The 24,079-nt window shown below is 65.9% G+C and carries 21 protein-coding genes; 7 read left to right on the top strand and 14 right to left on the bottom strand.

Annotated elements, in window-relative coordinates:
* Positions 1–217 precede the first annotated feature (217 nt).
* The 6 genes from GTK09_RS01750 to GTK09_RS01770 form a co-directional block, all read right to left on the bottom strand.
* Entirely contained in the window at positions 218–1,573 is a 1,356-nt protein-coding gene (locus GTK09_RS01750; protein ID WP_203560838.1) for a TRAP transporter large permease, read from the bottom strand.
* A gap of 3 nt (positions 1,574–1,576) precedes the next feature.
* On the bottom strand, positions 1,577–2,821 hold the full coding sequence (locus GTK09_RS27130; protein ID WP_203560839.1) for a TRAP transporter small permease subunit: 1,245 nt from the start codon (positions 2,819–2,821) through the stop codon (positions 1,577–1,579).
* 155 nt (positions 2,822–2,976) lie between these two features.
* A complete protein-coding gene (gene dctP / locus GTK09_RS01755) occupies positions 2,977–4,089 on the bottom strand; it encodes a TRAP transporter substrate-binding protein DctP (protein WP_203560840.1) in 1,113 nt (370 codons plus the stop codon).
* A 438-nt stretch (positions 4,090–4,527) separates the two neighbouring features.
* Positions 4,528–5,520 (bottom strand): BMP family lipoprotein, encoded by a 993-nt coding sequence (locus GTK09_RS01760; protein WP_163460749.1) that lies wholly within the window; start codon positions 5,518–5,520, stop codon positions 4,528–4,530.
* 229 nt (positions 5,521–5,749) lie between these two features.
* Positions 5,750–6,421, bottom strand: a complete 672-nt coding sequence (gene msrA, locus GTK09_RS01765; protein WP_163460750.1) for a peptide-methionine (S)-S-oxide reductase MsrA — start codon at positions 6,419–6,421, stop codon at positions 5,750–5,752.
* Between the two features lie 160 nt (positions 6,422–6,581).
* Positions 6,582–6,872 carry a hypothetical protein gene (locus GTK09_RS01770; protein WP_163460751.1) on the bottom strand — a complete coding sequence of 97 codons (291 nt, stop codon included), beginning with the start codon at positions 6,870–6,872 and terminating at the stop codon, positions 6,582–6,584.
* Between the two features lie 276 nt (positions 6,873–7,148).
* Here GTK09_RS01770 and GTK09_RS01775 point away from each other — a divergent pair, with 276 nt between their 5' ends.
* From GTK09_RS01775 to GTK09_RS01795, 5 genes are all read left to right on the top strand, one after another.
* Positions 7,149–8,042: a universal stress protein gene (locus GTK09_RS01775; protein WP_163460752.1), complete on the top strand. Its 894-nt coding sequence runs from the start codon at positions 7,149–7,151 to the stop codon at positions 8,040–8,042.
* A gap of 214 nt (positions 8,043–8,256) precedes the next feature.
* The gene (locus tag GTK09_RS01780) at positions 8,257–10,953 is read left to right on the top strand and encodes a bifunctional acetate--CoA ligase family protein/GNAT family N-acetyltransferase (RefSeq protein ID WP_163460753.1); all 2,697 of its coding nucleotides are present in this window, start codon (positions 8,257–8,259) and stop codon (positions 10,951–10,953) included.
* A gap of 248 nt (positions 10,954–11,201) precedes the next feature.
* A complete protein-coding gene (locus tag GTK09_RS01785; RefSeq protein ID WP_246217632.1) occupies positions 11,202–11,963 on the top strand; it encodes a Crp/Fnr family transcriptional regulator in 762 nt (253 codons plus the stop codon).
* A gap of 328 nt (positions 11,964–12,291) precedes the next feature.
* Positions 12,292–12,948 (top strand): response regulator, encoded by a 657-nt coding sequence (locus tag GTK09_RS01790; protein WP_163460754.1) that lies wholly within the window; start codon positions 12,292–12,294, stop codon positions 12,946–12,948.
* A complete protein-coding gene (locus tag GTK09_RS01795) occupies positions 12,932–13,120 on the top strand; it encodes a hypothetical protein (protein ID WP_163460755.1) in 189 nt (62 codons plus the stop codon). The genes GTK09_RS01790 and GTK09_RS01795 overlap by 17 nt, the downstream gene beginning before the upstream one ends.
* A 92-nt stretch (positions 13,121–13,212) precedes the next feature.
* Here the strand turns inward: GTK09_RS01795 and GTK09_RS01800 are convergent, their stop codons facing one another.
* From GTK09_RS01800 to GTK09_RS01810, 3 genes are read right to left on the bottom strand one after another with little or no spacing between them, the layout of a single operon-like run.
* Complete coding sequence (locus GTK09_RS01800) at positions 13,213–15,027, bottom strand: PHA/PHB synthase family protein (RefSeq protein WP_163460756.1); 1,815 nt, start codon at positions 15,025–15,027, stop codon at positions 13,213–13,215.
* The gene (locus GTK09_RS01805; protein WP_163460757.1) at positions 15,024–17,627 is read right to left on the bottom strand and encodes a cation-transporting P-type ATPase; all 2,604 of its coding nucleotides are present in this window, start codon (positions 17,625–17,627) and stop codon (positions 15,024–15,026) included. Before GTK09_RS01805 ends, GTK09_RS01800 begins: the two co-directional genes overlap by 4 nt.
* Positions 17,624–17,869, bottom strand: a complete 246-nt coding sequence (locus GTK09_RS01810; protein WP_163460445.1) for a hypothetical protein — start codon at positions 17,867–17,869, stop codon at positions 17,624–17,626. The genes GTK09_RS01805 and GTK09_RS01810 overlap by 4 nt, the downstream gene beginning before the upstream one ends.
* A 554-nt stretch (positions 17,870–18,423) precedes the next feature.
* On the opposite strand from GTK09_RS01810, the gene GTK09_RS01815 reads away from it, so the two are divergent.
* Both GTK09_RS01815 and GTK09_RS01820 read left to right on the top strand, forming a co-directional pair.
* Positions 18,424–19,275 carry an MBL fold metallo-hydrolase gene (locus GTK09_RS01815; RefSeq protein WP_246217633.1) on the top strand — a complete coding sequence of 284 codons (852 nt, stop codon included), beginning with the start codon at positions 18,424–18,426 and terminating at the stop codon, positions 19,273–19,275.
* Positions 19,232–19,525: a transposase gene (locus tag GTK09_RS01820; protein ID WP_163460759.1), complete on the top strand. Its 294-nt coding sequence runs from the start codon at positions 19,232–19,234 to the stop codon at positions 19,523–19,525. Before GTK09_RS01815 ends, GTK09_RS01820 begins: the two co-directional genes overlap by 44 nt.
* Positions 19,526–19,582: 57 nt before the next feature.
* On the opposite strand, the gene GTK09_RS01825 is transcribed toward GTK09_RS01820, so the two are convergent.
* The 5 genes from GTK09_RS01825 to GTK09_RS01845 form a co-directional block, all read right to left on the bottom strand.
* On the bottom strand, positions 19,583–20,278 hold the full coding sequence (locus GTK09_RS01825) for a GntR family transcriptional regulator (RefSeq protein ID WP_163460760.1): 696 nt from the start codon (positions 20,276–20,278) through the stop codon (positions 19,583–19,585).
* 89 nt (positions 20,279–20,367) lie between these two features.
* On the bottom strand, positions 20,368–21,150 hold the full coding sequence (locus GTK09_RS01830; protein WP_312869552.1) for an SDR family oxidoreductase: 783 nt from the start codon (positions 21,148–21,150) through the stop codon (positions 20,368–20,370).
* On the bottom strand, positions 21,144–21,950 hold the full coding sequence (locus tag GTK09_RS01835) for an N-acyl homoserine lactonase family protein (RefSeq protein WP_203560841.1): 807 nt from the start codon (positions 21,948–21,950) through the stop codon (positions 21,144–21,146). The genes GTK09_RS01830 and GTK09_RS01835 overlap by 7 nt, the downstream gene beginning before the upstream one ends.
* Positions 21,950–23,293 carry an MmgE/PrpD family protein gene (locus tag GTK09_RS01840; RefSeq protein WP_163460761.1) on the bottom strand — a complete coding sequence of 448 codons (1,344 nt, stop codon included), beginning with the start codon at positions 23,291–23,293 and terminating at the stop codon, positions 21,950–21,952. Before GTK09_RS01840 ends, GTK09_RS01835 begins: the two co-directional genes overlap by 1 nt.
* Before the next feature lie 11 nt (positions 23,294–23,304).
* Positions 23,305–24,078: an SDR family oxidoreductase gene (locus tag GTK09_RS01845; protein ID WP_163460762.1), complete on the bottom strand. Its 774-nt coding sequence runs from the start codon at positions 24,076–24,078 to the stop codon at positions 23,305–23,307.
* Position 24,079: the final 1 nt, after the last annotated feature.

The following is a 24,079-nucleotide window of genomic DNA, read 5'->3' on the forward strand; positions in this document are numbered from 1 at the left end:
TATCAAAGTTCGGAGGGTCTGCCTCCGGCATCCCGTCGCCCGCCGCGTCGAGCGGGCGAAATGACGCTTCCTCCCCTTGCGGCGCATGCGCCGGCGAGGCCGCCGCCGCGCGCCCCGGCCTTGGAAGGCGCTTGGCCCGCTTGCGACCGACAGGCTGCTTTCGGCCGACGCCCTTGCGTCCCGCTGGCTGAAACGCGGCAGCTGCACCGACGCCGCCCTACCCATACATCAGCCGCGGCAGCCACGTGATGATCTGCGGAAACACCATGCAGAGGACCAGCCCGATCAGCTGGATCATCAGGAACGGGATCGCCGCCTTGAAGATGCGGGTCATCGGGATTTCCGGCGGGGCGACGCCGCGCAGGTAGAAGAGCGCGTAGCCGAAGGGCGGCGACAGGAAGCTCATCTGCATGTTGACGAGATAGAGGACGCCGAACCACAGGACGAGATCGTCGCCGCTGTCGAGGCCGAAGGCGGCGGCGCCGAGGCCCTTGATGATCGGCACGAAGATCGGCACGCAGAGGAGGAGGATGCCGACCCAGTCGAGGAACATGCCGAGGAAGATCAGGATCAGCTGCATGAAGATCAGGATGCCCCAGGGCCCGAGGCCCATGCCCTGCATGGCGCCGGCGACGAATTGCTGGCCGCCTTCCAGCACATAGAGGCCGACGAAGATCGTCGCGCCGAACATGATCCAGATGACCATGGCGGTCGCCTTCAGCGTCGTCAGACACGCGCCCTGGACCGTCGGCCAGTCGAGCTTGCGATGGATCGCCGCGACGATGAAGGCGCCGAAGGTGCCGATGCCGGCCGCTTCCACCGGCGTCGCGACGCCGGAAAAGATGACGCCGAGAACGACGACGATGAGGGCGATCGGCGCCGACATCTTCGACAAGACCCGGACCTTCTCGCGGAACGAAATGCGCTCTTCCAGCGGGGCCGGGGGCCCGAGGCTCGGATCGATGTAGCAGCGCACGACGACATAGAGGATGTAGAGGCCGGACAGGAGGAGGCCCGGAAGCACCGCGCCGATGAACAGTTCGCCCACCGACTGTTCGGCGACGACGGCATAGATGATGGCGAGGATCGACGGCGGAATCAGGATGCCGAGCGTGCCGCCGGCCATGATCGAGCCCATGGCGATCTCGGGATTGTAGTGGCGCTTCAGCATGGCGGGGAGCGCGATGATGCCCATGGTGACCACCGCCGCGCCGATGACGCCGACCATCGCGGCGAGGATCGTCGAGGCGATGATGGTCGCGGCGGCAAGGCCGCCCTTCACGCCGCCGAGCACCTTGTAGATGACGTCGAACATGTCGTTGATGATGCCCGCCCGTTCCAGCATCGCCGCCATGAAGATGAACAGCGGAATGGCCGAGAGCTGGTAGTTGGTCATCAGCGGGAAGATGCGCGACGGCACGATGTTCAGCGTCTGCCAGTCGCCGAGGATGAAGAGGAACACACAGGCGAGGCCGCCGGTGACGAAGGCGAGCGGCAGGCCGGCCATCAGGAGCAAGAGCAGGCTGCCGAACATGATCAGCGTCAGCCAGCCGATGTCGATTTCGAGACCCATGGCTCAGGCCTTTCCGCTGGAGGGGCCGGGGGTGCCGGGCACCCCGCTTGCGAGGGTTCGAAAGTCCTGTGCGAGCTTGGCGACCCCCTGCAGGACGAGGAGGAGGGCGCCGACGACGATCGCCCATTTGAACGGCCAGTAGGCGAGCTGCCAGTCGGTGAAGGAGACCTCGCTCACCCGCGTCGCGTCGGCCGCGAAGATCCAGCCGGTGACGAGGAGCACGCCGGCGAAGATGAAGAAGAACACCGAGGTGAGGATGTCGGCCAGCGCCTTCCTGCGAGGCGACAGTGGGGCGTAGAAGATGTCGACCCGCACATGGCTTTCCGTCAGCATCGCATAGGCGCCCATGATCAGGTACTGCATCCCGAACATCAGATACATTCCCTCATGGGCCCAGTTGGTCGGCGAGTTGAAGACGTACCTCGCGACGACTTCGTAGTAGTAGACGAAGACGGCGATCACAGCCCAATAGGAGACGAATTCGCCGGAATAGAAGGACAGGCGGTCGATCCACCCGGTCCAGCCGGAGGAGACGTTGGCCCTGTCCTTGACGAATTCGCCCGAGAGCTTTGCCAGCGGCTCCTCGTCCGTCCGGTCCGCCGAATGGAGATCCCGGTTTGCCCGGCGCACGAGGAAGGGCAAGAGCACCGCGTCGAGCGCCACGAGGGCGAGGATCAGGAGGAAGGTGACGAAGGCAACGGTTTCCCAAAAAGCCCGGTCCGCGCCGGCAGTGTCGGCGATTGCCTGCTGCTCCAGAAGATCGCTGCGGGAGGCTTCGAGCCTCTGGCGCGAGCTTTCAAGCCGGCGCTCCTCGCGCTGCAGCCGCCTTTCGGCGGCGCGCTTGGTGAAGGAGCCTTCCTCGGCCGCTTCGATCTCGCTCCGCAGGGCGGCGAGTGTCTGGTCCGCCTCGGCGAGGCGCGGCTCCTCGCGCTCGATCGTTCCCTTGGAGACGCGCACGATGTTCGCCGCGTCGGAATAGGCGGACCTCGCGTCGCGCTGATGGGCGTTGGCAAAGAGGATGACGAAGAACAGGGGCAGGAACAACAGGCCCCACCAGATGCTCTTCAGATAGAACCGGTGCAGGCCCAGCATGCCGCCGGTGACCAGCACGAAATAGGCGAGCGGCAGGGAATAGAGCCGCGGTCCGTCGCTTCGCCCGCGCCGTGCCAAGACCATGGCCACGACGGGAAAGACGACGAGCATCGCCCAGTACAGCCAGTGCGGCAGTACGAAGGTCAAACTCGGCATGGTGCTGGGTCCTGATACGGGAAGTGGGTTGCGGTGAATGGCGTGAAGGCGCGCCGGCGATGCGCGCCGGCGTGATCCGGTCGGGCGGCCGGTGGCCGCCTTTCCGGATCATGCGCCGAGCCGGCGCGCATTTTTTGCTGAGGGAGGCGCAGCGCTCAGAGGTTGGTCAGTTCCAGCCCCTCGAGCAGATCCGGTTCGACGTAGCCGAGCGAGCCGGACTGCATGTAGTCGAGCTGGATCTGGAAGATCCGCGCCGCGTTCTTGTCCTTGTTCGCCCAGTTGAACCAGATCGGCACCGCGACCTCGGTCATCAGCGCGACGTCGTCCTGGGTGAGGCGGGTGACCTCGGTGCCGTCGTCGGCGAACTTCTTCCAGGCTTCCTGATTGGCCTTCTGGATCGCCGCATGATGCATGTCGGAATAGGCATGGGTCTCCATCTCGACGAACTGCTTCATTTCATCGGGAAGCGCGTTCCAGGCGTTGATGCCGACGGTGAGATCCATCAGGTCGACCGGCTGATAGAGCGACATGAAGCCCGGAGGGCCCATGGAGATGTATTTCGTCACCTGGCTGAAGCCGAGCGCGTAGTTCACGGCCGGGCCGGTATAGTCGGCGACGTCGATGGTGCCCTTTTCCAGCGCCGGAAAGATCTCCGAGCCGGGCAGAACGGTGGTCTTGGCGCCGAGCGCCTGGAACACCTCGGCGACCATGCCGCCGGGCAGGCGCATCTTGCGGTCGCGGAAGTCGTCGATGGAGCGGATCGGCACCTTGGAGTGGATCAGGTTGGCGTCGTGCTGGATCGGGCCGACGAAATACATGCCCTGCGCGGCATAGAGCTCGCGGGCGATCTCGAGGCCGCCGAGGCCGTAGTAGAAGGTGTCGAACTCGTGCGGATTGCGCAGGCCGAGCGGATACGAGGTGAGGAACACCGCGGCGGGGATGATCCCCTGGGCATAGATCGTGAACGGGTTCACCGCCTCCAGCACACCGTTCTTCACCGCGTCGAAGAGCTGGAAATCGCCGACGACGTCATTGGCGCCGAAGGGGGTGAATTCCAGCTCGCCGCCGGTCTTTTCCTTGATCGAGGCGCACCACTCCTTGAAGGTCTGGAGGCCGATGCCGCCCGGCCACGAAGTCTGCACCCGCCATGTCGTCGTCTGGCCTTGCGCCCGGGCGACGTGCGGTGCGGCCAGCGTTGCCGCAACTGTTCCTCCGGCAAGCACAGAGCGCCCGAGAAACGCTCTGCGATCAATACGTTGATTGCTCAAGATCACCTCCCTTGGTCGCGTGACGAAGCAGTTTCCTCCCAGCTTCGTCACCGATCTCTGCAGAGTAGGGGCAGAGCGCGCGGCAAGGCAACAGCAATTCGACTATCGTCCCATCGAAGAAGCGGCGATGAATGATCACTTGAACTGACTGTTGTTGATGATCGTGCGCCGAAATTTAGCAATTGATCAGTGCTATTGCGCTGCGGCATGTCGTTGATTTCGCGGCAGGGTCGCGCCGGCGCGGTGATCTTCTCAAGTCCGGGCGCTGCGCCTTTCCGCCAGCGGGATCAAAAAAAAGCGCCGCCCGGACGTCCGGCAGCGCTGTAGGGTTCTGACGTCAGTTCGGGCCCGGATCCTTGTCGGCCCCGCTCCACGCCGATGCAGACCTGCCCCGGAATGTTCCATGGGCAGGCGTGGCGGCGTTCTCGTCTGCCGATGTCAATACGGACAGCTGGAATCGGTCGTGAAGTCGTGGACCGTGATCTTGCCCGCGATGATGTCCTCCTTGGCCTTTTCGGCCGCCGCCTTCATCTCGTCGGTGATGAGATCCTTGTTGTGCTCGTCGATGGTGTAGCCGACGCCGTCTTCCTTGAGGCCGAGGGTGACGACACCGGATTCCCACTTGCCGTCCTTGGCGGCGGTGAAGGCGTCGTAGACGGCGGTGTCGACGCGCTTGACCATCGAGGTCAAAACGTGGCCCGGGAAGAGGGCATCCTGGTTGGAATCGACGCCGATGCCGTATTTGCCGGCGTCGGCCGCAGCCTGGAGCACGCCGATGCCGGTGCCGCCGGCGGCGTGGAAGATCACGTCGGCGCCCTTGTCGATCTGCGCCTTGGCAAGTTCGCCGCCGCGCACGGGATCGTTCCAGGCGGCGCCCGTCGAGCCGGTCATGTTCTCGTAGACGGTGGCGTCCTTGGAGACCGACTTGACGCCGCCCTTGTAGCCGCAGGAGAATTTCGAGATCAGCGGAATGTCCATGCCGCCGACGAAGCCGACCTTGCCGTCCTCGGCCTTCATCGCGGCGAGGATGCCGACGAGATAGGAGCCTTCCTCTTCCTTGAAGAGGATCGAGCGGACGTTCGGCAGGTCGACGACGGAATCGATGATGGCGAACTGGGTGTCCGGATATTCCTTGGCGACGGCTTCGAGCGCCGCGGCCTGGGAGAAGCCGACCGAGACGATCGGGCTCGCCCCGTCGCGGGCGAAGCGGCGAAGTGCCTGTTCGCGCTGCGCGTCGTTGACGATCTCGAACTCGCGATACTCGGTGCCGGTCTCCTTCTTGAACTTCTCGGCGCCGTCATAGGCGCCCTCGTTGAAGGATTTGTCGAACTTTCCGCCGAGATCGTAGAGGATCGCCGGCTTGAAATCGGCAGCCAAGGCGGCCGTTGTGGAAAGGGCGGCTGCGAGAATTCCGGCCAGGACGTGTCTCATGGGTGTCAGGATCCCTGTTGGCGAAGAGGCTTCGGCGGTTCGTTTCCTGCGGGACATCGCGCGGCCGCCGCGTAAACGCGCGACGGGGCGAATACCCGCACCGATTTCAAGATTGGCACGGGTCGCGGCGAGAATGAAGCAAATTCAGAGGGATCGGTGAAGGCGGCGCGGGGGAAACGGCGATCTTGCCCGAACGAGCGACCGGATGCCCAATGCCGCCGCGCGCTGCCTATTCGGCGGGCAAGGCGACTTTCTCGACCGGACAGGCGACGCCAGTACCGCCACCGCCGCAATAGCCTCGCGGGTTCTTGGCGAGATACTGCTGGTGATAGTCTTCCGCATAGTAGAATTCCGCCGCCGGCAGGATCTCGGTGCTGATCGTGCCCTTGTGGCCGGCCTTCTTCAGCGCCTCCTGATAGAGCGCCTTCGAGGCCGCCGCCGCCGCGGCCTGCTCGTCCGTGGACGTGTAGATGCCCGAGCGGTATTGGGTTCCCATGTCGTTGCCCTGGCGCATTCCTTGCGTCGGGTCGTGGCCTTCCCAGAACAGTTTCAGCAGCGCTTCGTAGGAGACGACGGCGGGGTCGAAGACGACGAGAACCACCTCGTTGTGCCCGGTCTGGCCGGTGCAGACCTCCTGATAGGTCGGGTTGGGCGTGATGCCCGCCGCATAGCCGACGGCGGTGACGTAGACGCCCTCGGTCCGCCAGAATTTGCGCTCGACGCCCCAGAAGCAGCCCATGCCGAACGTCGCCTGTTCGAGACCCCGCGGGAATGGCCCCTTCAGCGGACGGTGCGAGATGAAGTGCTCCGCCGCGGTCGGGATCGGTTCGCTGCGGCCGGGCAGGGCATCCTCGGCCGAGGGCAGCTTCATCTTCTTGGAAAACATGTCGATGATGAACATGAAATCTCCTTGGGGCGAGCGCCGGGACTATGGCACCGAGGGGCAGGCCATTGACCGAATGGCGGATGCCGCATCCTGCCGACCATCGATCACTTATGTCGGCGAGGATGCCCGCGGTTCAAGCCGCGACCTTCCGAGGCCAGCTCACGAGTGGGCCGCCTCACGGAATGCGGCGAACGTTCCTGTCGCGCCGCCGGCCGCGATGGCCGAGGAGCAAGAGGAGAAAGCCGATGGCGCCGCAGGTGATCGACATCGACCACGTGCCGACGACGGCGACGGTGCGGCTTTCCGGCGCGCTGTTGGCAAGGACGAAGCCCATGGACGACAAGGCTTCGTCGATGCTGACGAGCTGTGTCGTCTCATCGGCGAGCGAGCGGGCGATGTCGCCGACGGCGAAGACCACGCCGACGGCGAGGACCAAAAGGCCGAGAGCCCGGAAGAGAACATACATCAGACAATCCTTCCCGCCGGCTCGCCGAATTTCGCCGCAGCGCCGCCAGCGCGTGATATGGACGGATGCTAGAACTGCCGGATCGCGGCGTCGAAGCCAAGCCCGCTGCGCGCAAGCTCTCCGAACCATCGATGTGAAAGCGGCACGCGCGCCGGTCTCCTCGTCCTTTCTGGACCCTCTCTCGGTCGTGGCGCAACGGCTTGACATTGGTCAATTCGGCCGGTCGCATTCGGATGGTAACGTCGTCTGCGTTTTTGGAACAAAGGAGTGGTCGCCATGAGCATCGGGAATGATACCGGCAAAGCCGGAACGGACGCTGCCTTGGCCGACACGCCGATCGTCGTCGCCGATCTTGCCGTCATCGTGACCGGCGCGGCGAGCGACGAGGCGGCAATCGCCTATGGCGAGACGCTCGCGAGCGAGTTCGGCGCCCATCTCGACTGCCACCTCCTCAATCACATCCCAACGCCGATCCTCGCCACCGCGCCGGGTTCTGAGACACTGGCGGCCGAGTTCGCCCGTCAGGCCGAGGTGGTCGGAGAAAAGGCCGAGGAGAAACTCCGCGGCCGGCTTGATCGGCTCGGCGTGCCGTGGGAGCTGCGCCGCTCGAACGGGACCCTCGGCGAGCTCGGCTATGCCGTCACCCGCCAGAGCGGCCTCGTCGATCTCGTCGTCCAGTCGCAACGCTCGGTCGTCGAGGCGACGGACATGTCGCTGTTCGAGGCCGTGCTGTTCGACGCGCGTATGCCGATCCTGCTGATTCCGGCCGAAGCTGCCGCCGTGTCCGGGCTGCCGTCCACCGTCCTCGTCGCCTTCCGGGACACGCCCGAAAGCGCCCGCGCCATCGCCGCCGCTCTGCCGCTCTTGAAGCGGGCGACCCAAGTGATCCTGGCCACCGTCGCCGAAGAGGGTGCGGCGGAGCAGCGCGGGCTCGAGCCGATGAACGACATGGCCCGGCATCTCGCCCGGCACGGGGTGAAGGTGGAGATCCGCGAGCTTGCCGCTTGGAAAGACCCCGCGGAAGGCCTTCTCAAGGAGGCCGATGCGGTGGGCGCGGAACTCGTCGTCGCGGGGGCCTATGGTCATTCGCGTCTGAGGGAGTATCTCCTCGGCGGCGTGACGCGCGAGCTGATCCGCCATTGCCGCCTGCCTCTCCTGATGGCGCACTGAAGCGCCGCAAAACGCGATCCGAGCGGCGCCAGCGGTCTCGGCGCGGAAACGCAAGCGGCACGGCCGCCATCCGCAGCAAGGCGACCGGCCCGGTCGTCCCGCAGGCGGTCGGTTCGTGGCGGGGGCCCGCGGATTGGCTTCTTGCGTTGCGGCGTGAGCGGCCGCGTCTCGCCTCGGGCTGGGTGCGACGACGCACGACGATGGAAGGTGGCCCATGAGTATCCGCAACTTCGAAGCGCTGTTCCGGCCGCGCTCGATCGCGCTCGTCGGGGCGAGCAACGCGCCGCGCTCGGTCGGCAACGTCATCGCCAGGAACCTTCTGACGGGCGGCTTCGACGGACCGGTGATGCTGGTCAACCCGCATGAGCGGGTGATCGAGGGCCGGCCCGTCCATAATACGCTCGGCGCGCTGCCTGAATGCCCGGATCTCGCCATCGTCGCGACGCCCGCCCGCACCGTACCCGGTATCGTCGGGGAGCTCGGGGCCATGGGGTGCTGCGCCGCCGTGGTCATCAGCGCCGGGCTCGGCGAAGCCGGGATAAGCGGCAAGTCGCTCCGCCAGGAGATGCTCGACCGCGCCCGCCCGCATCTGATGCGGATCGTCGGGCCGAACTGTCTCGGCCTGATTTCCACCGCTGCCGGCATCAATGCGAGCTTTTCCCATCTCATGCCGGCGAAAGGCGAGATCGCCCTCGTCAGCCAGTCGGGAGCGATCGCGACGGCGATCCTCGACTGGGCGGCCGCCCGCAACATCGGCTTTTCCCATGTCGTCTCGCTCGGTGACATGAGCGACGCCGATTTCGGCGACATGCTCGACTTCCTGTCGACCGATCGCGATACGAAGGCGATTCTGCTCTATGTCGAGAACGTCACCTTCGCCAAGAAATTCATGTCGGCAGCAAGGGTCGCCTCGCGGTCCAAGCCGGTGCTGGTCATCAAGTCCGGCCGCAGCGCCGAGGGGGCACGGGCGGCCCAGTCGCATACCGGGGCGATGGCTGGCTCCGATTTCGTCTACGACGCGGCGTTCCGGCGTGCAGGCATCCTGCGCGTCGCGGCGCTCGAGGATCTGTTCGAGGCGGCGGCAACCCTTTCGACCGGCATCCGGATCGGCGGCGAAAGGCTGGCGGTCCTGACCAATGGCGGCGGCGCCGGCGTCCTCGCCGTCGACTGGCTGGAAGCCCTCGGCGGCCATCTGGCCGAACTGAGCAGCCCCGTGCTGGAGCGCCTCGACGCCGTCCTGCCGTCGACCTGGTCTCATGGCAATCCGGTCGACATCATCGGCGATGCGACGCCGGAGCGCTACCGGGCGGCGCTGGAGATCCTCATCGCCGACCGCGCGGCCGACGCCGTCCTCGTCATCAACTGCCCGACCGCGGTGGCCGACAACATGGCGGCGGCACAGGCGGTGATCGAGGTCGCGAAGACGCGCCCGCGCTTCCCCGTGCTTGCCAACTGGCTCGGCGGCGTGACCGCCGGACCCGTTCGGGCCGAGCTGGCGCGGCAACGGATCCCGAGCTTCGAAAGCCCGGAGGACGCGATCCGGGCTTTCACCCACCTCGTCGACTATCGGCGCAATCAGGCGCAGCTGATGGAGACTCCCGCCGCCGGCGTGATGATTTCCGCCGAAGACGTTGCGGCGGCGAACCGGATCATCGACCAAGCCGCGATGGAGGGGCGGACCACCCTCAGCGAATGGGAGGCCAAGGAGATCCTGCGGCTTTTCGGTGTGCCGACGGTGCCGACCTTCTTCGTTCGCTCTCCGGAAGAGGCGGCCCGGAAATTCGCCGAGATCGGTGGGACGGCGGTTCTCAAGATCGTCTCGCCCGAAATCACCCACAAGTCGGACGTCGGCGGGGTGAGGCTCGACATCGAGAGCTCCGGCGCGATGCTCGACGCCGCGAACGAGATGATTGCGGCGGTCGGCCGCGCGCAGCCGGGCGCCAGCATCGCCGGCTTCACGGTTCAGCCGATGGTTCGCCGCAGCGGCGCCCATGAACTCATCGCCGGCATCGCCCGCGACCCGACCTTCGGCCCCGTCGTCCTGTTCGGCCGAGGCGGCAAGGAGGCCGAGATCGTCGGCGACCGGGTGGTCGGCCTGCCGCCGCTCAACTCGGCGCTGGCGCGGCAGATGATCGAGCGGACGGCGATCGCCAGGCTGCTCCACGGCTTTCGCGACGTGCCGCCCGTCGACATGGACCATCTCACCGATGCGCTGGTCCGGCTCTCGGAACTCGCAGTGCTTCTACCGAGGGTGCGCGAACTCGACATCAACCCGCTCGCCGCCGACGAGAACGGCGTCCTCGCACTCGACGCGCGCATCGCCATCGAAGCGGCGGCGGACGAGCGTCGGGCCCCGAGCGCCCAGCCGGCCATCCGCCCCTATCCGCGGGAATGGGAACACTTCATCACCATTCGCGACGACGTACAGTATCTGCTGCGCCCGATCCGGCCGGAAGACGAGGCGGCACTCGCCGAGATGGTGATGGCCTGCGGGCCGGAGGACCTTCGCCTGCGCTTCATGGGGCCGATGAAGGCATTTCCGCACCAGACGGCGGCCCGCTTCACCCAGATCGACTACGACCGCGAGATGGCGCTGATCGCCGTCGCGCCGGGGTCGGGCTATGGCGAGGGGCCGATCTTCGGCGTCGTGCGGATCGTCGCCGATCCGGAGAACGAGGCGGCGGAGTTCGCGGTCCTCGTGCGCTCCGACATGAAGGGCCGGGGGCTCGGTTTCAAGTTGATGTCCGCCATTCTCGACTATGCCCGCGTCAAAGGGCTTTCCCGGGTCTTCGGTGAGATCCTGCGCGAGAACGTCGGCATGCTCAAGCTCGCGCACGACCTCGGCTTCGCGCCGGAGCCGACGACGGATTTCCACGATGTCGCCCACGTGTCCCTCGATCTCGGCAAGTGAACGCCGACCTGCCACTCCGGGCCCGCACCAGCGAGCGGGCGGCCCGGCCGCCGGGAAACGATCGGCGGCGGCCTGCAAATGCTCGCTACGCTTCACTTCTGGCGGATGCCTGCCTATGCTGGATCAGGCATCCGTGAACGACTGATCTTGCAGCTCGACCATTGGCTGGCGCATGAGACATGGGGCATGGAACGATAAGCAAAGAGGCGGTCGTCAAGAACCGCCCTTGATGTCAGCTGGAGAACCGTTTGGACAAGACCGCCCATAAGATCCTCTTGAAGCGGCTGAACCTCGTGGCGGATATCGACGCCGAGGACGAGGCCGCCGTTCTGGAGCTGCCGGTCACAGTCCGCGAATTCGACGCGGGAATCGACATCGTGTCGGAAGGCCAGTACGTCAGCCAGTGCTGCATCCTGATCGATGGATTCACCTATCGTTACCGCCACACCCTCGAGGGCAAGCGGCAGATCATCGCCTTCCACGTCTCGGGCGACATCCCCGACCTGCACAGCCTGCACATGAACTACATGGATCACAGCTTCGCGGCGACGACACGCAGCCGGATCGGCTTCGTTTCCCATGACGCCGTTTGGGATCTTTGCATCCGCCGGCCGAAGGTCGCGGCGGCCCTGTGGCGCGAGACGCTGATTGACGGAGCGATCTTCCGGGAGTGGATCGTCGGTCTGGGCCGCCTTTCCGGTCACAGCCGCACGGCCCATCTCTTGTGCGAGATCGCTATGCGCATGCGGGCCGTGGGCCTCGCGCCCGACTACGTCTACCGGCTGCCGCTGACCCAGCACGAACTCGCCGATGCACTGGGGCTGACCGTGGTGACTGTGAACCGTGTCCTGAAGGACCTGCGGCTTAACGGCGTGGTCGACCGCGAGCGCTCGCGGATGACGATCCGCGAATGGAAGACATTGGCCCGGCTCGGCGAGTTCGATCCGCGCTACCTGCATTTCCGCGTGCCGATCACGATGATGGCCGAGATGCCCCCGGAGGGGGCCTGAGCGAGCTAGACGGCGCGTGGCGGCATGGCCGCTCGTGGTGGCAGAGGTGCGGTCTGCCGCCGATTCGCCCGCGGCATGGAGATCCGGTCGCTTGGCATGGCAACTGCCGATTGGCTAAAGGCCGAGCCGAGAGTAGAAGTTCCAGCCGGTCTGGTCTGGTGACTGGAAGAGCGTTCATTTGCGGCCGCAAGGCGCCGTGAAGAACGCGACACCGGAAAGCCAAGCCAGGACGCATGTTCGACGACAGTCCATTCGATTTTGAAGTTCGGCGATCGACACTCGGATGCCGGGGAGAGCTTCGAACGCAGGACACAGGCAAGGGGGGCCGATGCGACCGCTATTCATCGTTGCCGACGATCACCCGCTTTTCCGCGGGGCGCTGAAGGAGATCCTTCGGTCGCTTCCGGGCGGCGCGGACATCGTCGAAGCGGCGGATTTCGGCGAGGCGGCCGCGGCGCTCGAGCGGCACGGCGATGCCGATCTCCTTCTTCTCGACCTGGCGATGCCGGGCACCAGTGGTCTGTCCGGCCTCGCTCTGCTTCGTGCCGAGCACCCGTCGGTGCCGATCGCGATCGTTTCCGCTAGCGAGGACGGCCAGATCATCGCGCGCGCCCTCGATCTCGGCGCCTCGGGTTTCATCCCGAAGTCGGCGGGTTTCGACGAGATACGCCAGGCCATCGAGACGCTGCTCAGGGGCGACGTCTGGCTGCCGGGCAATGTCTCGCTCGACGCACCGGGCGATCCCGAGGTGAGCGAACTGATCGTCAGGATGAAGAGCCTGACGCCGCAGCAGACGCGGGTGCTCTCGATGCTCGGCCGCGGCCTTCTCAACAAGCAGATCGCCTATGAACTCGGCGTTTCGGAGCCGACGATCAAGGCCCATGTCTCGGCCGTCCTGTTGAAGCTCGGGGTCGACAGCCGCACCCAGGCGGTCATCCGCCTGTCGAAGCTCGGGGTCGATCCGCAGAGTGGCCTCGCCAACTGACGTCTTCGACGAACGGCGCGTCGGCGTTGCTGGTCGTGGGCGACCATACATCGGCGACGCGGCCAACGCCGTCCTCGCCTGGCTGAAGGGTGTTGTCGCCGTCATTCGCGCTGCTATCGCCAGCCTGTTCGGCGACCTCGAACCGTCGGGCCACCGCTCCATGAGCCTTTAGCGAACCGCGGGCCTGTCACGGCTCGGGCCACAGCGTGAAATGCGAGACGGGATGGAGCACCGGAGAAAGCTCTCAGGCATCGACACGGCAGATCAGCCCTGCAGGACATAGCTGCCGGGTGCCGCGGCCAATGGGGGAAGACCTCGCTGCGGGGCGCCCATCGTGGCGGGTGCCACCTGTCCGCCGCCCTGCTTCATCAGCCAGTCCGACCAGTCGGGCCACCAGGATCCCGGCAGGGTCTCGGTCTGGGCCAACCAGCCGTCGGGGCCGACATAGAGCGCGCCGGCCGGGCGACGCGAAATGCGGTAGTGCCTGCCCTTGTGTCCCGGCTCGCTGAGAATGCCGGTGTTGTGCCCGCCCTTGGTCAGCACGAAGGTCAGATCGCTGTCGGTGAAGAGCTGGGTCTTGTAGACCGACCGCCAGGGCGCGATGTGGTCCGTCTCGGTCCCCACCACGAACAGCGGCACCGAAAGGTCCTTGAGCGCGATCACCCGGCCCTCCACCGCGAAACGTCCCGCCGTCAGCCGGTTCTCGAGGAACAGCCCGCGCAGGTATTGCGAGTGCATCCGAGCGGGCATCCGCGTCGTGTCGGCGAGCCACACGCCGATGTCGGTCGGCATATCCTCGCGCCCGAGAAAGTAGCGCTGGACGGCGCGGGTCCAGATCAGGTCCTCGGCCCGGATGGCGGCAAAGGCGCGGGCCATCTGCGGGCGGTCGAGATAGCCTTGCTCCCACATCAGATCCTCGAGGAAAGCGACTTGGCTTTCATCGAGAAAGAGCAGCAGCTCGCCCGCTTCGGCGAAGTCCACTTGGGCCGCCATCAGCGTGACTGACGCAAGTCGATCATCGCGGTCGCGCGCCATGGTCGCTGCGGTTATCGCCAGGATCGTGCCGCCCAGGCAATAGCCGACCGCATGAACCTCGGTGTCCGGCACGATCCTCGTCACCGCGTCTAGCGCCGCCAGGACGCCCCGCTTGCGGTAATCCTCCAGCGAGAGTTCGCGATGCTTCCTCGTCGGGTTTATCCAGGAGATCATGAAGACGGTGAAACCCTGCGCGACGAGGTAGCGCACCATCGAATTCCCGGGCGAGAGGTCGAGGATGTAGTACTTCATGATCCAGGCCGGAACGATCAGGATCGGCCGCGCCTGCACCTGCTGCGTCTGCGGCGCATACTGGATCAGTTCCATCAGGTCGTTTCGAAAGACAACGTGGCCGGGGGAGCAGGCCAGGTCGGTGCCGATCCGGTAGCCTTCGGGAGGAGGGTCATGCCGGTTCGTCATCGTTTTGATCGCATCCTGAAGGAAATGCTCCGCCCCTTCGCTCAGGTTGCGGCCGCCAGCCTTCATGGTCTCGGCGATGATCTCGGGATTGAGCCATGGCAGGTTCGAGGGCGACAGCACGTCCAGCGTCTGGCGGGCGAGAAACCGGGTGCGGTCAGTATCCTCGGGGCGCAGGCCGCGCATCGGCTCGGTGGCTTGCTCCCACCAATCCTGCACCGCAAGAAATCCCTGTTGCCACAGCTGGAAAGGGAAGGTCTGCCAGCCGGGATGGGAAAAGCGCTTGTCATGAGGCTTCGGCGCAAAGGGCGGCGGGCTTCTCGTGCTGGCAGCAAGCGCCATGACCTTCAGAAGGTTCTGCTGAGCATGCTCGGCCAGTTCCATCTGGCGGCCGGGCGAGCGCGCCAGATGTTGCGCCCAGTCGCTCCAGGCCTGAATGAAGGCATGGGGCGACACCCCGCCGCTCAGCTTCGCCAAGGCGCCGCGTGCCGCGCGGTCGAGATGGGTGCGCGGATGGTCCTGCTGTAGGTCTTGCAGGGGTGGCACGACGGTGGGAATCTGCGCTTGAATCGGATCTGCGGCAGGAAGGGGTGCAGGGCGCAGCTTCTGTCTTGGTGGTCGTGTCATGATCTCAATCCCAGCCTGATCTGCTTCTCGATCTCGATCAGCGCGAAGAAGACCGCTCCGATGCAGACGATCAGCAGACCCTCGAACAGGGGCACCGGTGCGGTGCCCAGCACGACCCGCAACGGCGAAAGGTAAGTGACGGCGAACTGGGCGGCCGTGATGACGAGGACCACGGTCCAGACCACGCGGGTCCCCTTCGCCGCGGCCCATGTCAGCGACGTGCCGTGGATGTTGCGGATGAAGAACAGGTGGAAGATCTCCAGCACAACCAGCGTGTTCATCGCCATGGTCTGCGCCAATGCCAGCGGGTAGCCCTTTTCGATGGCATAGGTGAAAACGCCGAAGACCGCCGCCAGGAATAGGGCCGCGACCAGAACGACATGCCAGACCAGCTCGCCCGACAGGATGGGGGCATGGCGGGCGCGCGGCGGGCGGGACATCGTGCCGCTTTCGGTCGGCTCGAAGGCCAGCGCCAAGCCCAGCGTGATCCCGGTGATCAGGTTGATCCAGAGGATTTGCACGGCCGTGATCGGCAGGGCAAGCCCTAGAAGCAGCGCCAGTACGATGACCATCGACTCGCCCGCGCTGGTGGGCAGTGTCCAACTGATCACCTTTTTCAGGTTGGAATAGACTGTTCGCCCTTCGCGCACGGCGGCTGCGATCGAGGCGAAGTTGTCATCCGCCAGCACCAGATCGGCTGCCTCCTTTGCCGCTTCCGATCCCTTCAAGCCCATGGCAATGCCCGCATCGGCGCGCTTCAGGGCGGGGGCGTCGTTCACCCCGTCGCCGGTCATCGCCACCGAAAGGCCGTTTGCCTGGAGTGCGGTCACCAGGCGGAGCTTGTGTTCGGGGCTCGTGCGGGCGAAGACGTTGGTTCCGACGACCTCCAGCGCCAGCTGCGGATCGTCCAGCTTGTCGAGATCATGGCCTGTCAGCACGCGGTCGGGGTTCTCCAGCCCGATCTGGCCCGCAATGGCGGCGGCTGTGCCGGCATGGTCGCCGGTGATCATCTTGATGCGGATCCCCGCCGTCCGGCATTCGGCGACAGCGGCAATCGCCTCGGGCCTGGGCGGGTCGATCAGGCCGACGAGGCCGAGGAAGGTCAGCCCACCCTCCAGCACCTTCGGGTCGATCTTGTTGCCCGGTTCGGTCCGCTCCGCGAAGGCCAGAACCCGCAAGCCCCGCTTCGCAAGCGCCTCGGCCCGGTCGTGCCATTGGGCCTGGTCCAGTCCCGCACACATGCGCAGCACGCGCTCGGGCGCGCCCTTCACATGTACCAGGCGCCCGAACGCGCCCTCGGTCAGCACGGCCATGAAGCGGTGGCGGCTGTCGAAGGGAATGGCATCCCATCGACGGCCCGGGTGGTCGCTGCCCACCTTTCCAGCAAAGGCCAAAAGCGCACCCTCCATCGGATCGCCCTCGACCGTCCAAGTGGCGTCCTTGCGATGCAGACGCGCGTCGTTGCAAAGGGCAGCCGCCAGCGCGAGACGCCCGAGGTCGCCCGAAGGCGTGATCGTGCCCTGCGGCGCATAGCCTTCACCCGCAATGCTGAAGGTGCCCTCCGGCGTGTCGGCTGCAGCGACGACCATCTCGTTGCGGGTCAGCGTTCCCGTCTTGTCGGTGCAGATTACCGAGACCGAACCGATTGCCTCGATCGCCGGCAGGCGGCGCACGATGGCATGCCGCCGCGCCATGGCCTGCACGCCGATGGCAAGCGTGACGGTCATTACCGCCGGCAGACCTTCGGGGATCGCCGCCACCGCGACGCCGACGACGGCCATGAAGAGGTCGGCAAAGGGCATGTGGCCGACGAAGTAGCCATAGGCGAGCAGGAGCGCGGCGAAGAGCAGGATCAGGAACGACAGCCAGCGCGCGAAGTGGTCCATCTGCGCGACCAGGGGGGTGGTCAGTTGCTCGACGCCCGCAAGAAGACCGCCGATGCGCCCGATTTCGGTGCCCGCACCGGTGGCCACCACCAGCCCGCGCGCCGTACCCTGCGTCACCAGCGTACCGGACCACAGCATCGACCGGCGGTCGCCAAGAGCTGCATCCGCCGCGACCGGCTCCGGCCCCTTTTCCACCGGCAAGGACTCGCCCGTCAGGAGCGCCTCCTGGACCGCCAGTCCCCTCGCTTCCAAGACCCGCAGGTCGGCCGGAACTTTGTCACCGGCTTCCAGCAAGACGATGTCGCCGGGCACGAGGTCGACCCCGTCCAGCGTCGTCCGGTGTCCGTCGCGCAGGACGGCGGCGCGGGGCGCCAGCATGTTGCGGATCGCGGCCATCGCAGCCTCGGCCTTGCCCTCCTGGACGAAGCCGATCACCGCATTGGCCAGAACCACTGCCAGGATCACCCCCGTATCGACCCAGTGCTGCAAGGTCCCGGTCACCGCCGCCGCGCCGAGAAGCACATAGATGAGCACGTTGTGGAACTGCATCAGGAACCGCAGCACCGGCCCACGCGCCCGCACCTCGGGGAGACGGTTTGGGCCATGCTGTGCCAGCCGCCGCGCTGCCTCGTTCGCAGTCAGGCCTTCAGGCGAAGCTTCCAGCGCCGCAAGGCAAGCTGACGCGGGGGTCGCGTGGGCATTGGTCAAGGTCATTTCATCGCCTTGCAGCTGCCGTCGATGACGCTTTCGACCGGGGTCACAAATTTCGGCTCATCCGACTTCAGCCAGACCACCGCCGAGGCGAGACCGTCAGGTTCGCCATGCCCCGAGCGCCAACCCGTCCCGATGTCGATTGCGCTCTGTTGGCCGCCCTTGATCAAATGGCGGCCCGTCGCCTCGGCATCCTTCAGGCGGTCCGCCACTTCCTTGACGCTCAGATACTGAACCTTCGGCATGGCCCTCTGCCCGTAGTGGGTTTTGGTGAAGAATAGAGAAAGACTGTCGCGTTTGATTGACCTGCATCAACCAGGGACGCGACCAGACGCGTTTTCATTCATGTCATTCCCAAGTGAGGAGCGCTCGCCGCGCGACTGATCGTGTCGGCTACGAGTTTCTCCGAACGATCGGACTGCGAAGTAAAGGCCCACGAACCGGTTCGATTGGTCTTCGTCCATGACGGTCTCCTCTGTCACGTTCGAGCCGCTGCAGTGCGTGCCGATCCCGGACGGGCGCTCGACGGTGCGGGCTCCCCGCAAGGCCTCCACAGCGGCTTCCCGCCGTGGCACGGATTCCGCCGGTGTTCATTGCACAAGGAGCAAGTCTGCTCCCGGCAGGCTGATCCGAAGGCGCAACTTGCGACGAAACCGACCGCATCGTGCAGTGCGCCGCCTTGCCGGGCAGAACGAGATCGAGAATTGATCCTGGGGCAGATTGCCGGGCTCTCCGAACACATATATTTTTCATGATGTATCGGGAGGATGCCATGTTGAATCGTCGGAAATTCGGGTTCTTGACTCTCGCAGCGTTCGCGGGAGGGACCGCGTTTTCCTGCCGATCGCGCGCCGCCAACGCGAACGCGCTCGCGACGCTCAGCGACGGCCATCTCGAGCTGCCGTCGGCCTTTCTTGTTCCCGAGCCGACGCGGTTGGAGCTTGGCGTCAAGCTGGATGAGACCCTCACGCCGGCCTGCAACGTCGCGGTCCTGCGCTCGGAGAACCGGCTCGTCCTGTTCGATGCCGGTTCGGGACCGAACTTCATGCCCACGGCGGGACGGTTGCCGGCCAGTCTCGACGTCGCCGGGATCGATCCGGGTGACGTCACCGACGTGATCTTCACCCATGCCCATCCAGATCACATCTGGGGCGTGGTGGACGATTTCGATGATCCGCTATTTGCCAATGCGACCCATCATGTCGCCTCCGATGAATGGAATTTCTGGCGCTCCGAGCGGGCGCTGTCGGATCTACCCGAGGAGCGGCATTCCTTCGTCGCAGGCGCACGCAATCGTTTCGATGCGATCGAGGAGACGGTTTCGCTGTTCGAGCCTGGGGACGAGCCGGTGCCGGGCGTCGAGGCGATGGCGGCTTTCGGACATACGCCGGGGCACATGGCTTTCATCGTCCATGGGGGCGAGCCGGCGATGATCGTCGGCGACGCGATCTCGAACGATCCGATCTCTTTCCTGCGCCCCGATCTTCCCTGGGGCGCCGATCAGGACGGCGACAAGGGTGCGGCAACCCGCATGCGGCTCCTCGACCGAGCGGCGGGCGAGGGCATCAAGATCATCGGCTTCCATCTGCCGAATGGCGGCATCGGCCATGTCGAGCGGCAAGACGCGGCCTATCGGTTCGTCGGCATTTGATCCAGTCGGCCTGGAAGCGATCGGCCCGCGCGAAGCTTGGCGGATCGACCGTTCTTGCTCCGGTTGCGTGGATACCGGTGATCGGCTTTCCGACCAAGCCATGGCGTGTCCGATGGGAGAGAAGAAGCGCCGGTTCTTTCCGGAGGCATTCAAGCGTCAGGCCGTCGAGCGGCCGCGCACGAGCGGTTTGAGCGTCGCCGAGGTTGCGAGGCTTTCCTCGCCGAACCGGCACCGGGCCAATCCCTCCTAAGCCTGCCGAAGGGCTGGATCGCCTGCACACAGGGGGCTAAGATTCTACAAAGAAAGACTAATCTTCGCTGTTTTCCAGAAACTGGTTCACTGCCGCGGCGGCGGCATTGGTGACGTGCAACTCGGCGGCGGCCCGGGCGCCTTGGGCATCTCGGTCGTCGAGCGCGCGCATCAGTCGTTCGAGTTCCTCAATGCTCTGTTGAGCTCGTCCACTGACTTGAAGAGATGTGGCCCGCAAGAATGTCACGCGAGCGTTCAGCATCTTCAGGGTCTCTGCCAAGGCTTCGTTACCGGTTCCCTGCAGCAGTTTCTCGTAGAATTCATTCTTGGCCCGCAGTCGTTCGACCTGGTCACCTTCGGCGAGCGACACCTTGAGGCGGGAAAATGCATCCTCCAAAGCGTCGCGTTGCTTCTGATCTGCGCGGGCGGCGAAGAGCGCCGCGGCGAGACCCTCCAACTCCCGTCGTACGTCGTATACGCCGTTGGCCTGGCTGCGTGTCAGCTCCCTCACGACGGGGCCGCGATGAGGCTGGATGGCGATCAATCCCTCGGTCTCGAGCTGACGCAGCGCCTCGCGCACCAGTGTCCGGCTCACCCCTGTCAGATCGCAAAGCTCGCGCTCGATCAATCGCTGTCCCGGCTGGAAGCGGCGGACGGAGATCGCGGTGCGGATGCTGTCGGTGACGCTGTGCCGGAGCGAACTCGCCACGCGGTCCACCCGGAACCTCGCATCTTCTCCGTCCGCAGCTGCCATTTCCGATTCCCTCGTTCGCCCGCCGTCTGAACCATAGCGTGAGCATCTACAACTTGATAGCGGCACTGGCCCGAAGAGCTTGTGTCACCTCATGCCGCCTGCCAGCCACCGTCCATCTGGAAGCTCGCGCCGGTCACCCCGGAGGAATGGGGCCCGCACAGAAAGACTGCCATGGCGCCGACATCTTCCGGCGCGACGAACTCGCCCGTGGGATGACGCTTTGCCGCGTACTCCCGCGCATAGTCCGCGAAGGCGCGTCCCTCGGCGGCGGCGGCCTTTTCGAGACGGTCACGAATGGCCGGTGTCAGGACGCTTCCCGGGCAGAGCGCGTTGCAGGTCACGCCGGTTCCCGCGACCTCCAGTGCGATCGCCCGCGTCATGCCCAACAGCGCCGTCTTCGTGGTGACATAGCCGATGCGATCGGCGATCCCCCGGCTGCCGTAGATCGACGACAGATGGATGATGCGGCCGAAAGCGCGCGCCTTCATCCCGGGAAGCGTCAGCCTTGCGATGTGGAAAGCGGCGGTCAGGTTGACCGCCAGCGCCTGATCCCACTCCTCGGGCGAATACTCCTCGACGGGATGAAAATGCCGGACCACGGCGTTGTGGACGACGATGTCCAGGGCGCCGAGACCCGACTGAATGCGTTCGATCATCGCGGTGATCGCAGCGCCGTCGGCAAGGTTAGTCCCATCGAACAGCGTCTCGACCGAATGCTGCTCGGCAAGGCGGGCGGCGACGGCTTGTCCTGTCGTGTGTTCGGCGAGGCCATGGATCGCGACATTGGCGCCGGCCTTTGCCAGAGCCTCGGCGATCGCAAGGCCCAGGCCATCCGTCGAGCCCGTGACGAGGGCGGTCCGGCCCTTCAGCACGGGGCTTGTCTCTGCGCCATATCGAGCCGAACGGCGATGCCTTCGAGCGCCGGGCTCACGGGCGGATAGAGATGCATGACCAACGGATCGTGGCCAGGGATCACATGGTCGTCGCTGTCGGCCAGCGCGCGGATCCGTCGAAACCCATCCAGCATCTCCGCGACGTCGACGACGATCGGGAAGGGCTTGCCACGCCCCATGTTGGCGTAGAGATGCGAGGCGTCCGAGGCGATCACCACCCAGCCGCGACGGGTGAAGACGCGCACCACCTGAAGCCCCGACGAATGGCCGCCGACACGATGCAGGCTCAGGCCGTCGCAGAGCGTTTCCACGCCGTCGTGGAAGATCACCTGGCCGGAAAACACCCGCCGCACCATCGTCACCACGTCCTCCACCTCGAAGGGCGCGGCGAGATGGGCGTGGCACATGCAGCGTCCCGTGGCGAAGGCCATCTCGCCGTCCTGCAGATGAAAGCGCGCGGCGGGAAAGTCGCCGGGCGTTCCCGCATGGTCGTAGTGCAGATGGGTGAGGATGACGTCGTCGACGGCCGCCGCATCGATGCCCAGAAGATGCAGCGCCTCGGCCGGACTGCGCAACAGCGTCCGCCCCCGGCGGGCGGCAGCCTCCGGACCGAAGCCGGTATCGATCACGAACAATCGGTCGGAGCGCCGCGCCACCCAGACGTAATAGTCGAGGTCCGCGCCGTTCTCATGGGGATCCCCGCCGATGAAATTGTCGGACTGCTTGCGGCCGCCGTGATTGGCATAGCGCAGGGCGAAGAGCTCGAAGGGTTCGGGCATCAGCGTTGCTCCGGCAGGGCACAAAGGGCGGCCAGTCGCTGCACGTCGTCCAGCGTTTCCAGAGACCACACGGTCTCGATGAGGGCGTCGGCATTTCCAGTCATGCCCGACAGCCCGGCACAGGCACGAAGCTTGTTTTCGATGTCGTCGTCGCTCATCGGGTTGGCAAGTGACCCGCGGCCGGCCGGGATGTCGATCGTCACCGTCTCTCCCGAGGCGAGCCGTGCCGCCATCGAAAGGGACGAGGGATCCCGGCCCGCCTCGTCGACGAAGCGGCATTCGGGGCGGCGGCCCATCGTCTCGGTCACCGCCGCATCGTCGAATTCGGCGAGGCCCGCCTTGCCGCGGAGGAGCGCGATCGTCAGTGCGTGTTGCGCGCTGACCTGCGACAGGCGGCCGTAGGTCACGCCGGGACGATCGGTGCGCTCGCGCAGCAGCGGATGGCCGTGAAAGGTGACGGCGGCGATCTCTTCCGGCCGGGTGACGCCGCGGGCGCGCAGTTCGAGTGCCGCATCGACCAGGGGGTTCAGCACCACGCCCACCGGATAGGGCTTGTAGGCGACGTCCGTCAGTTCCCATCGCTCGCCGAGATCGTCGGTGAGGGATGCCACGCACGGGCTGTCGGCATAGAGGTTCAGAAAGCCCCTTTCGCCGGTCAGCGGGGTCGGCGGGCCGTCGAAGTCCTCGGCTGCCAGGGCGGCCGCGACCATGCCGCCGCGCGCGGCATTGCCGACGCTGACGCTTTTGGCCATGGTGCCCAACGCCTCCACCATGCCGCAGGCCTGGACGCCTGCGACGGCGAAGGCCGCCACCATGCGTTCGGCCGTAAGGCCATCGTGACGACCGCAGGCCGCGGCGCTGCCGAAGACACCGCAGGTGGAGGTGATGTGCCAGCCGCGCGCGTAGTGAGACGGCGAGATTGCCCGACCGATCCGGCATTCCACTTCGACGCCGGCGATGAAGGCGACGAGCAGTTCGGCTCCGGACATCGGTTTTTCGCTGGCCCGTGCGAGCAGCGCGGGAAGAACCGGCGAGGAAGGATGCAGGATCGTGCCCATATGGGTGTCGTCGAAATCGTGGATGTTCGACGCCATCGCATTCAAGAAGGCGGCAAACAGCGGATCGGCCCGCTCCCGGCGTGTCGCTAGAACGGCGTTGCCCGGCGCATTGTGACGCCCCAGCACCGCGAACGCCTTGTCGACGGCGGGTTCTCGCGCACCGGCAAGAAGGGTCGCCAGGACGTTGAGGATCGCGCGCTTCGCGGCGCGGCGCACCGTCTCGGGAATGTCGGGGAGGGCGACGGCGCCGACGAAGCCGGCGAGGCGGATTTCTGGCGTGTCCATCGACGTTCCCCTCAAAGCCCCGGCGTCGCGCCGCCATCGACGGTGAGATTGGTGCCGTTGACGTATCCCGCCTCGGGCGAGCACAGGAAGACGACCGCCGCGGCGATGTCCTCGGGTCGGCCGAAATGGGTGATGCCGAGCCGTCGGCGCAGGGTCTCGCGCGCCTCGTCGTCCGAGAGGTTTTCCTCGCGCGCCACGGTGTCGATCCGCTTTTGCAGGCGCCCGGTGACGATATGGCCGGGGCAGAGCGAATTGACCCGCACCCGGTCCGGCGCCACGCGCGACAGCGCCTTCGACAGGTTCAGGAGGGCTGAGTTGACCGGGCCGCCGATGGTGAACTCGGCTTCCGGCGTCAGGGCGCCGATGCCCGAAACGTTGACGATCGCCCCCCTGGCCGCTTCCAGCGCCGGCCAGCACGAGCGGCAGAGCCTAGCCGCCCCGTGATATTTCAGCGCGAAGCCGGAGAGGTGATCCTCGTCCGTCAAGTCGAGGAACGAGCCGCGCTTGGTGTCGCCCGCGACGTTCACCAGCGTGTCGATGCGGCCCAACCGAGCCACGACCTCCTCGGCGATCCGTTCCGGCTCCCTGGGATCGGTGAGATCGGCAGGCCGGACGAGGACATCCGGCGCCCCCGCCTCGCGGCATAGATTGGCGGTTTCTTCGAGGTCCTCCCGGCTGCGGGCGACCAGAACCGGAACGGCGTTCCGTCCGGCGAAGGCGACGGCCACCGACCGGCCGATCCCGCGGCTCGCCCCGGTGACGATCACGACCTGTCTATCGCTCATC

It is taken from the genome of Jiella pacifica (assembly GCF_010500815.1).
GTDB lineage: Bacteria > Pseudomonadota > Alphaproteobacteria > Rhizobiales > Rhizobiaceae > Jiella > Jiella pacifica.

Bases quoted from the DNA above. Each gene is read 5' to 3' on its own strand.
- GTK09_RS01750 (WP_203560838.1), bottom strand. From the start codon at position 1,573: ATGGGTCTCGAAATCGACATCGGCTGGCTGACGCTGATCATGTTCGGC.
- GTK09_RS27130 (WP_203560839.1), bottom strand. From the start codon at position 2,821: ATGCCGAGTTTGACCTTCGTACTGCCGCACTGGCTGTACTGGGCGATG.
- GTK09_RS01760 (WP_163460749.1), bottom strand. From the start codon at position 5,520: ATGAGACACGTCCTGGCCGGAATTCTCGCAGCCGCCCTTTCCACAACG.
- msrA (WP_163460750.1), bottom strand. From the start codon at position 6,421: ATGTTCATCATCGACATGTTTTCCAAGAAGATGAAGCTGCCCTCGGCC.
- GTK09_RS01770 (WP_163460751.1), bottom strand. From the start codon at position 6,872: ATGTATGTTCTCTTCCGGGCTCTCGGCCTTTTGGTCCTCGCCGTCGGC.
- GTK09_RS01775 (WP_163460752.1), top strand. From the start codon at position 7,149: ATGAGCATCGGGAATGATACCGGCAAAGCCGGAACGGACGCTGCCTTG.
- GTK09_RS01780 (WP_163460753.1), top strand. From the start codon at position 8,257: ATGAGTATCCGCAACTTCGAAGCGCTGTTCCGGCCGCGCTCGATCGCG.
- GTK09_RS01790 (WP_163460754.1), top strand. From the start codon at position 12,292: ATGCGACCGCTATTCATCGTTGCCGACGATCACCCGCTTTTCCGCGGG.
- GTK09_RS01800 (WP_163460756.1), bottom strand. From the start codon at position 15,027: ATGACACGACCACCAAGACAGAAGCTGCGCCCTGCACCCCTTCCTGCC.
- GTK09_RS01805 (WP_163460757.1), bottom strand. From the start codon at position 17,627: ATGACCTTGACCAATGCCCACGCGACCCCCGCGTCAGCTTGCCTTGCG.
- GTK09_RS01810 (WP_163460445.1), bottom strand. From the start codon at position 17,869: ATGCCGAAGGTTCAGTATCTGAGCGTCAAGGAAGTGGCGGACCGCCTG.
- GTK09_RS01820 (WP_163460759.1), top strand. From the start codon at position 19,232: ATGTCGAGCGGCAAGACGCGGCCTATCGGTTCGTCGGCATTTGATCCA.
- GTK09_RS01825 (WP_163460760.1), bottom strand. From the start codon at position 20,278: ATGGCAGCTGCGGACGGAGAAGATGCGAGGTTCCGGGTGGACCGCGTG.
- GTK09_RS01835 (WP_203560841.1), bottom strand. From the start codon at position 21,950: ATGCCCGAACCCTTCGAGCTCTTCGCCCTGCGCTATGCCAATCACGGC.
- GTK09_RS01840 (WP_163460761.1), bottom strand. From the start codon at position 23,293: ATGGACACGCCAGAAATCCGCCTCGCCGGCTTCGTCGGCGCCGTCGCC.
- GTK09_RS01845 (WP_163460762.1), bottom strand. From the start codon at position 24,078: ATGAGCGATAGACAGGTCGTGATCGTCACCGGGGCGAGCCGCGGGATC.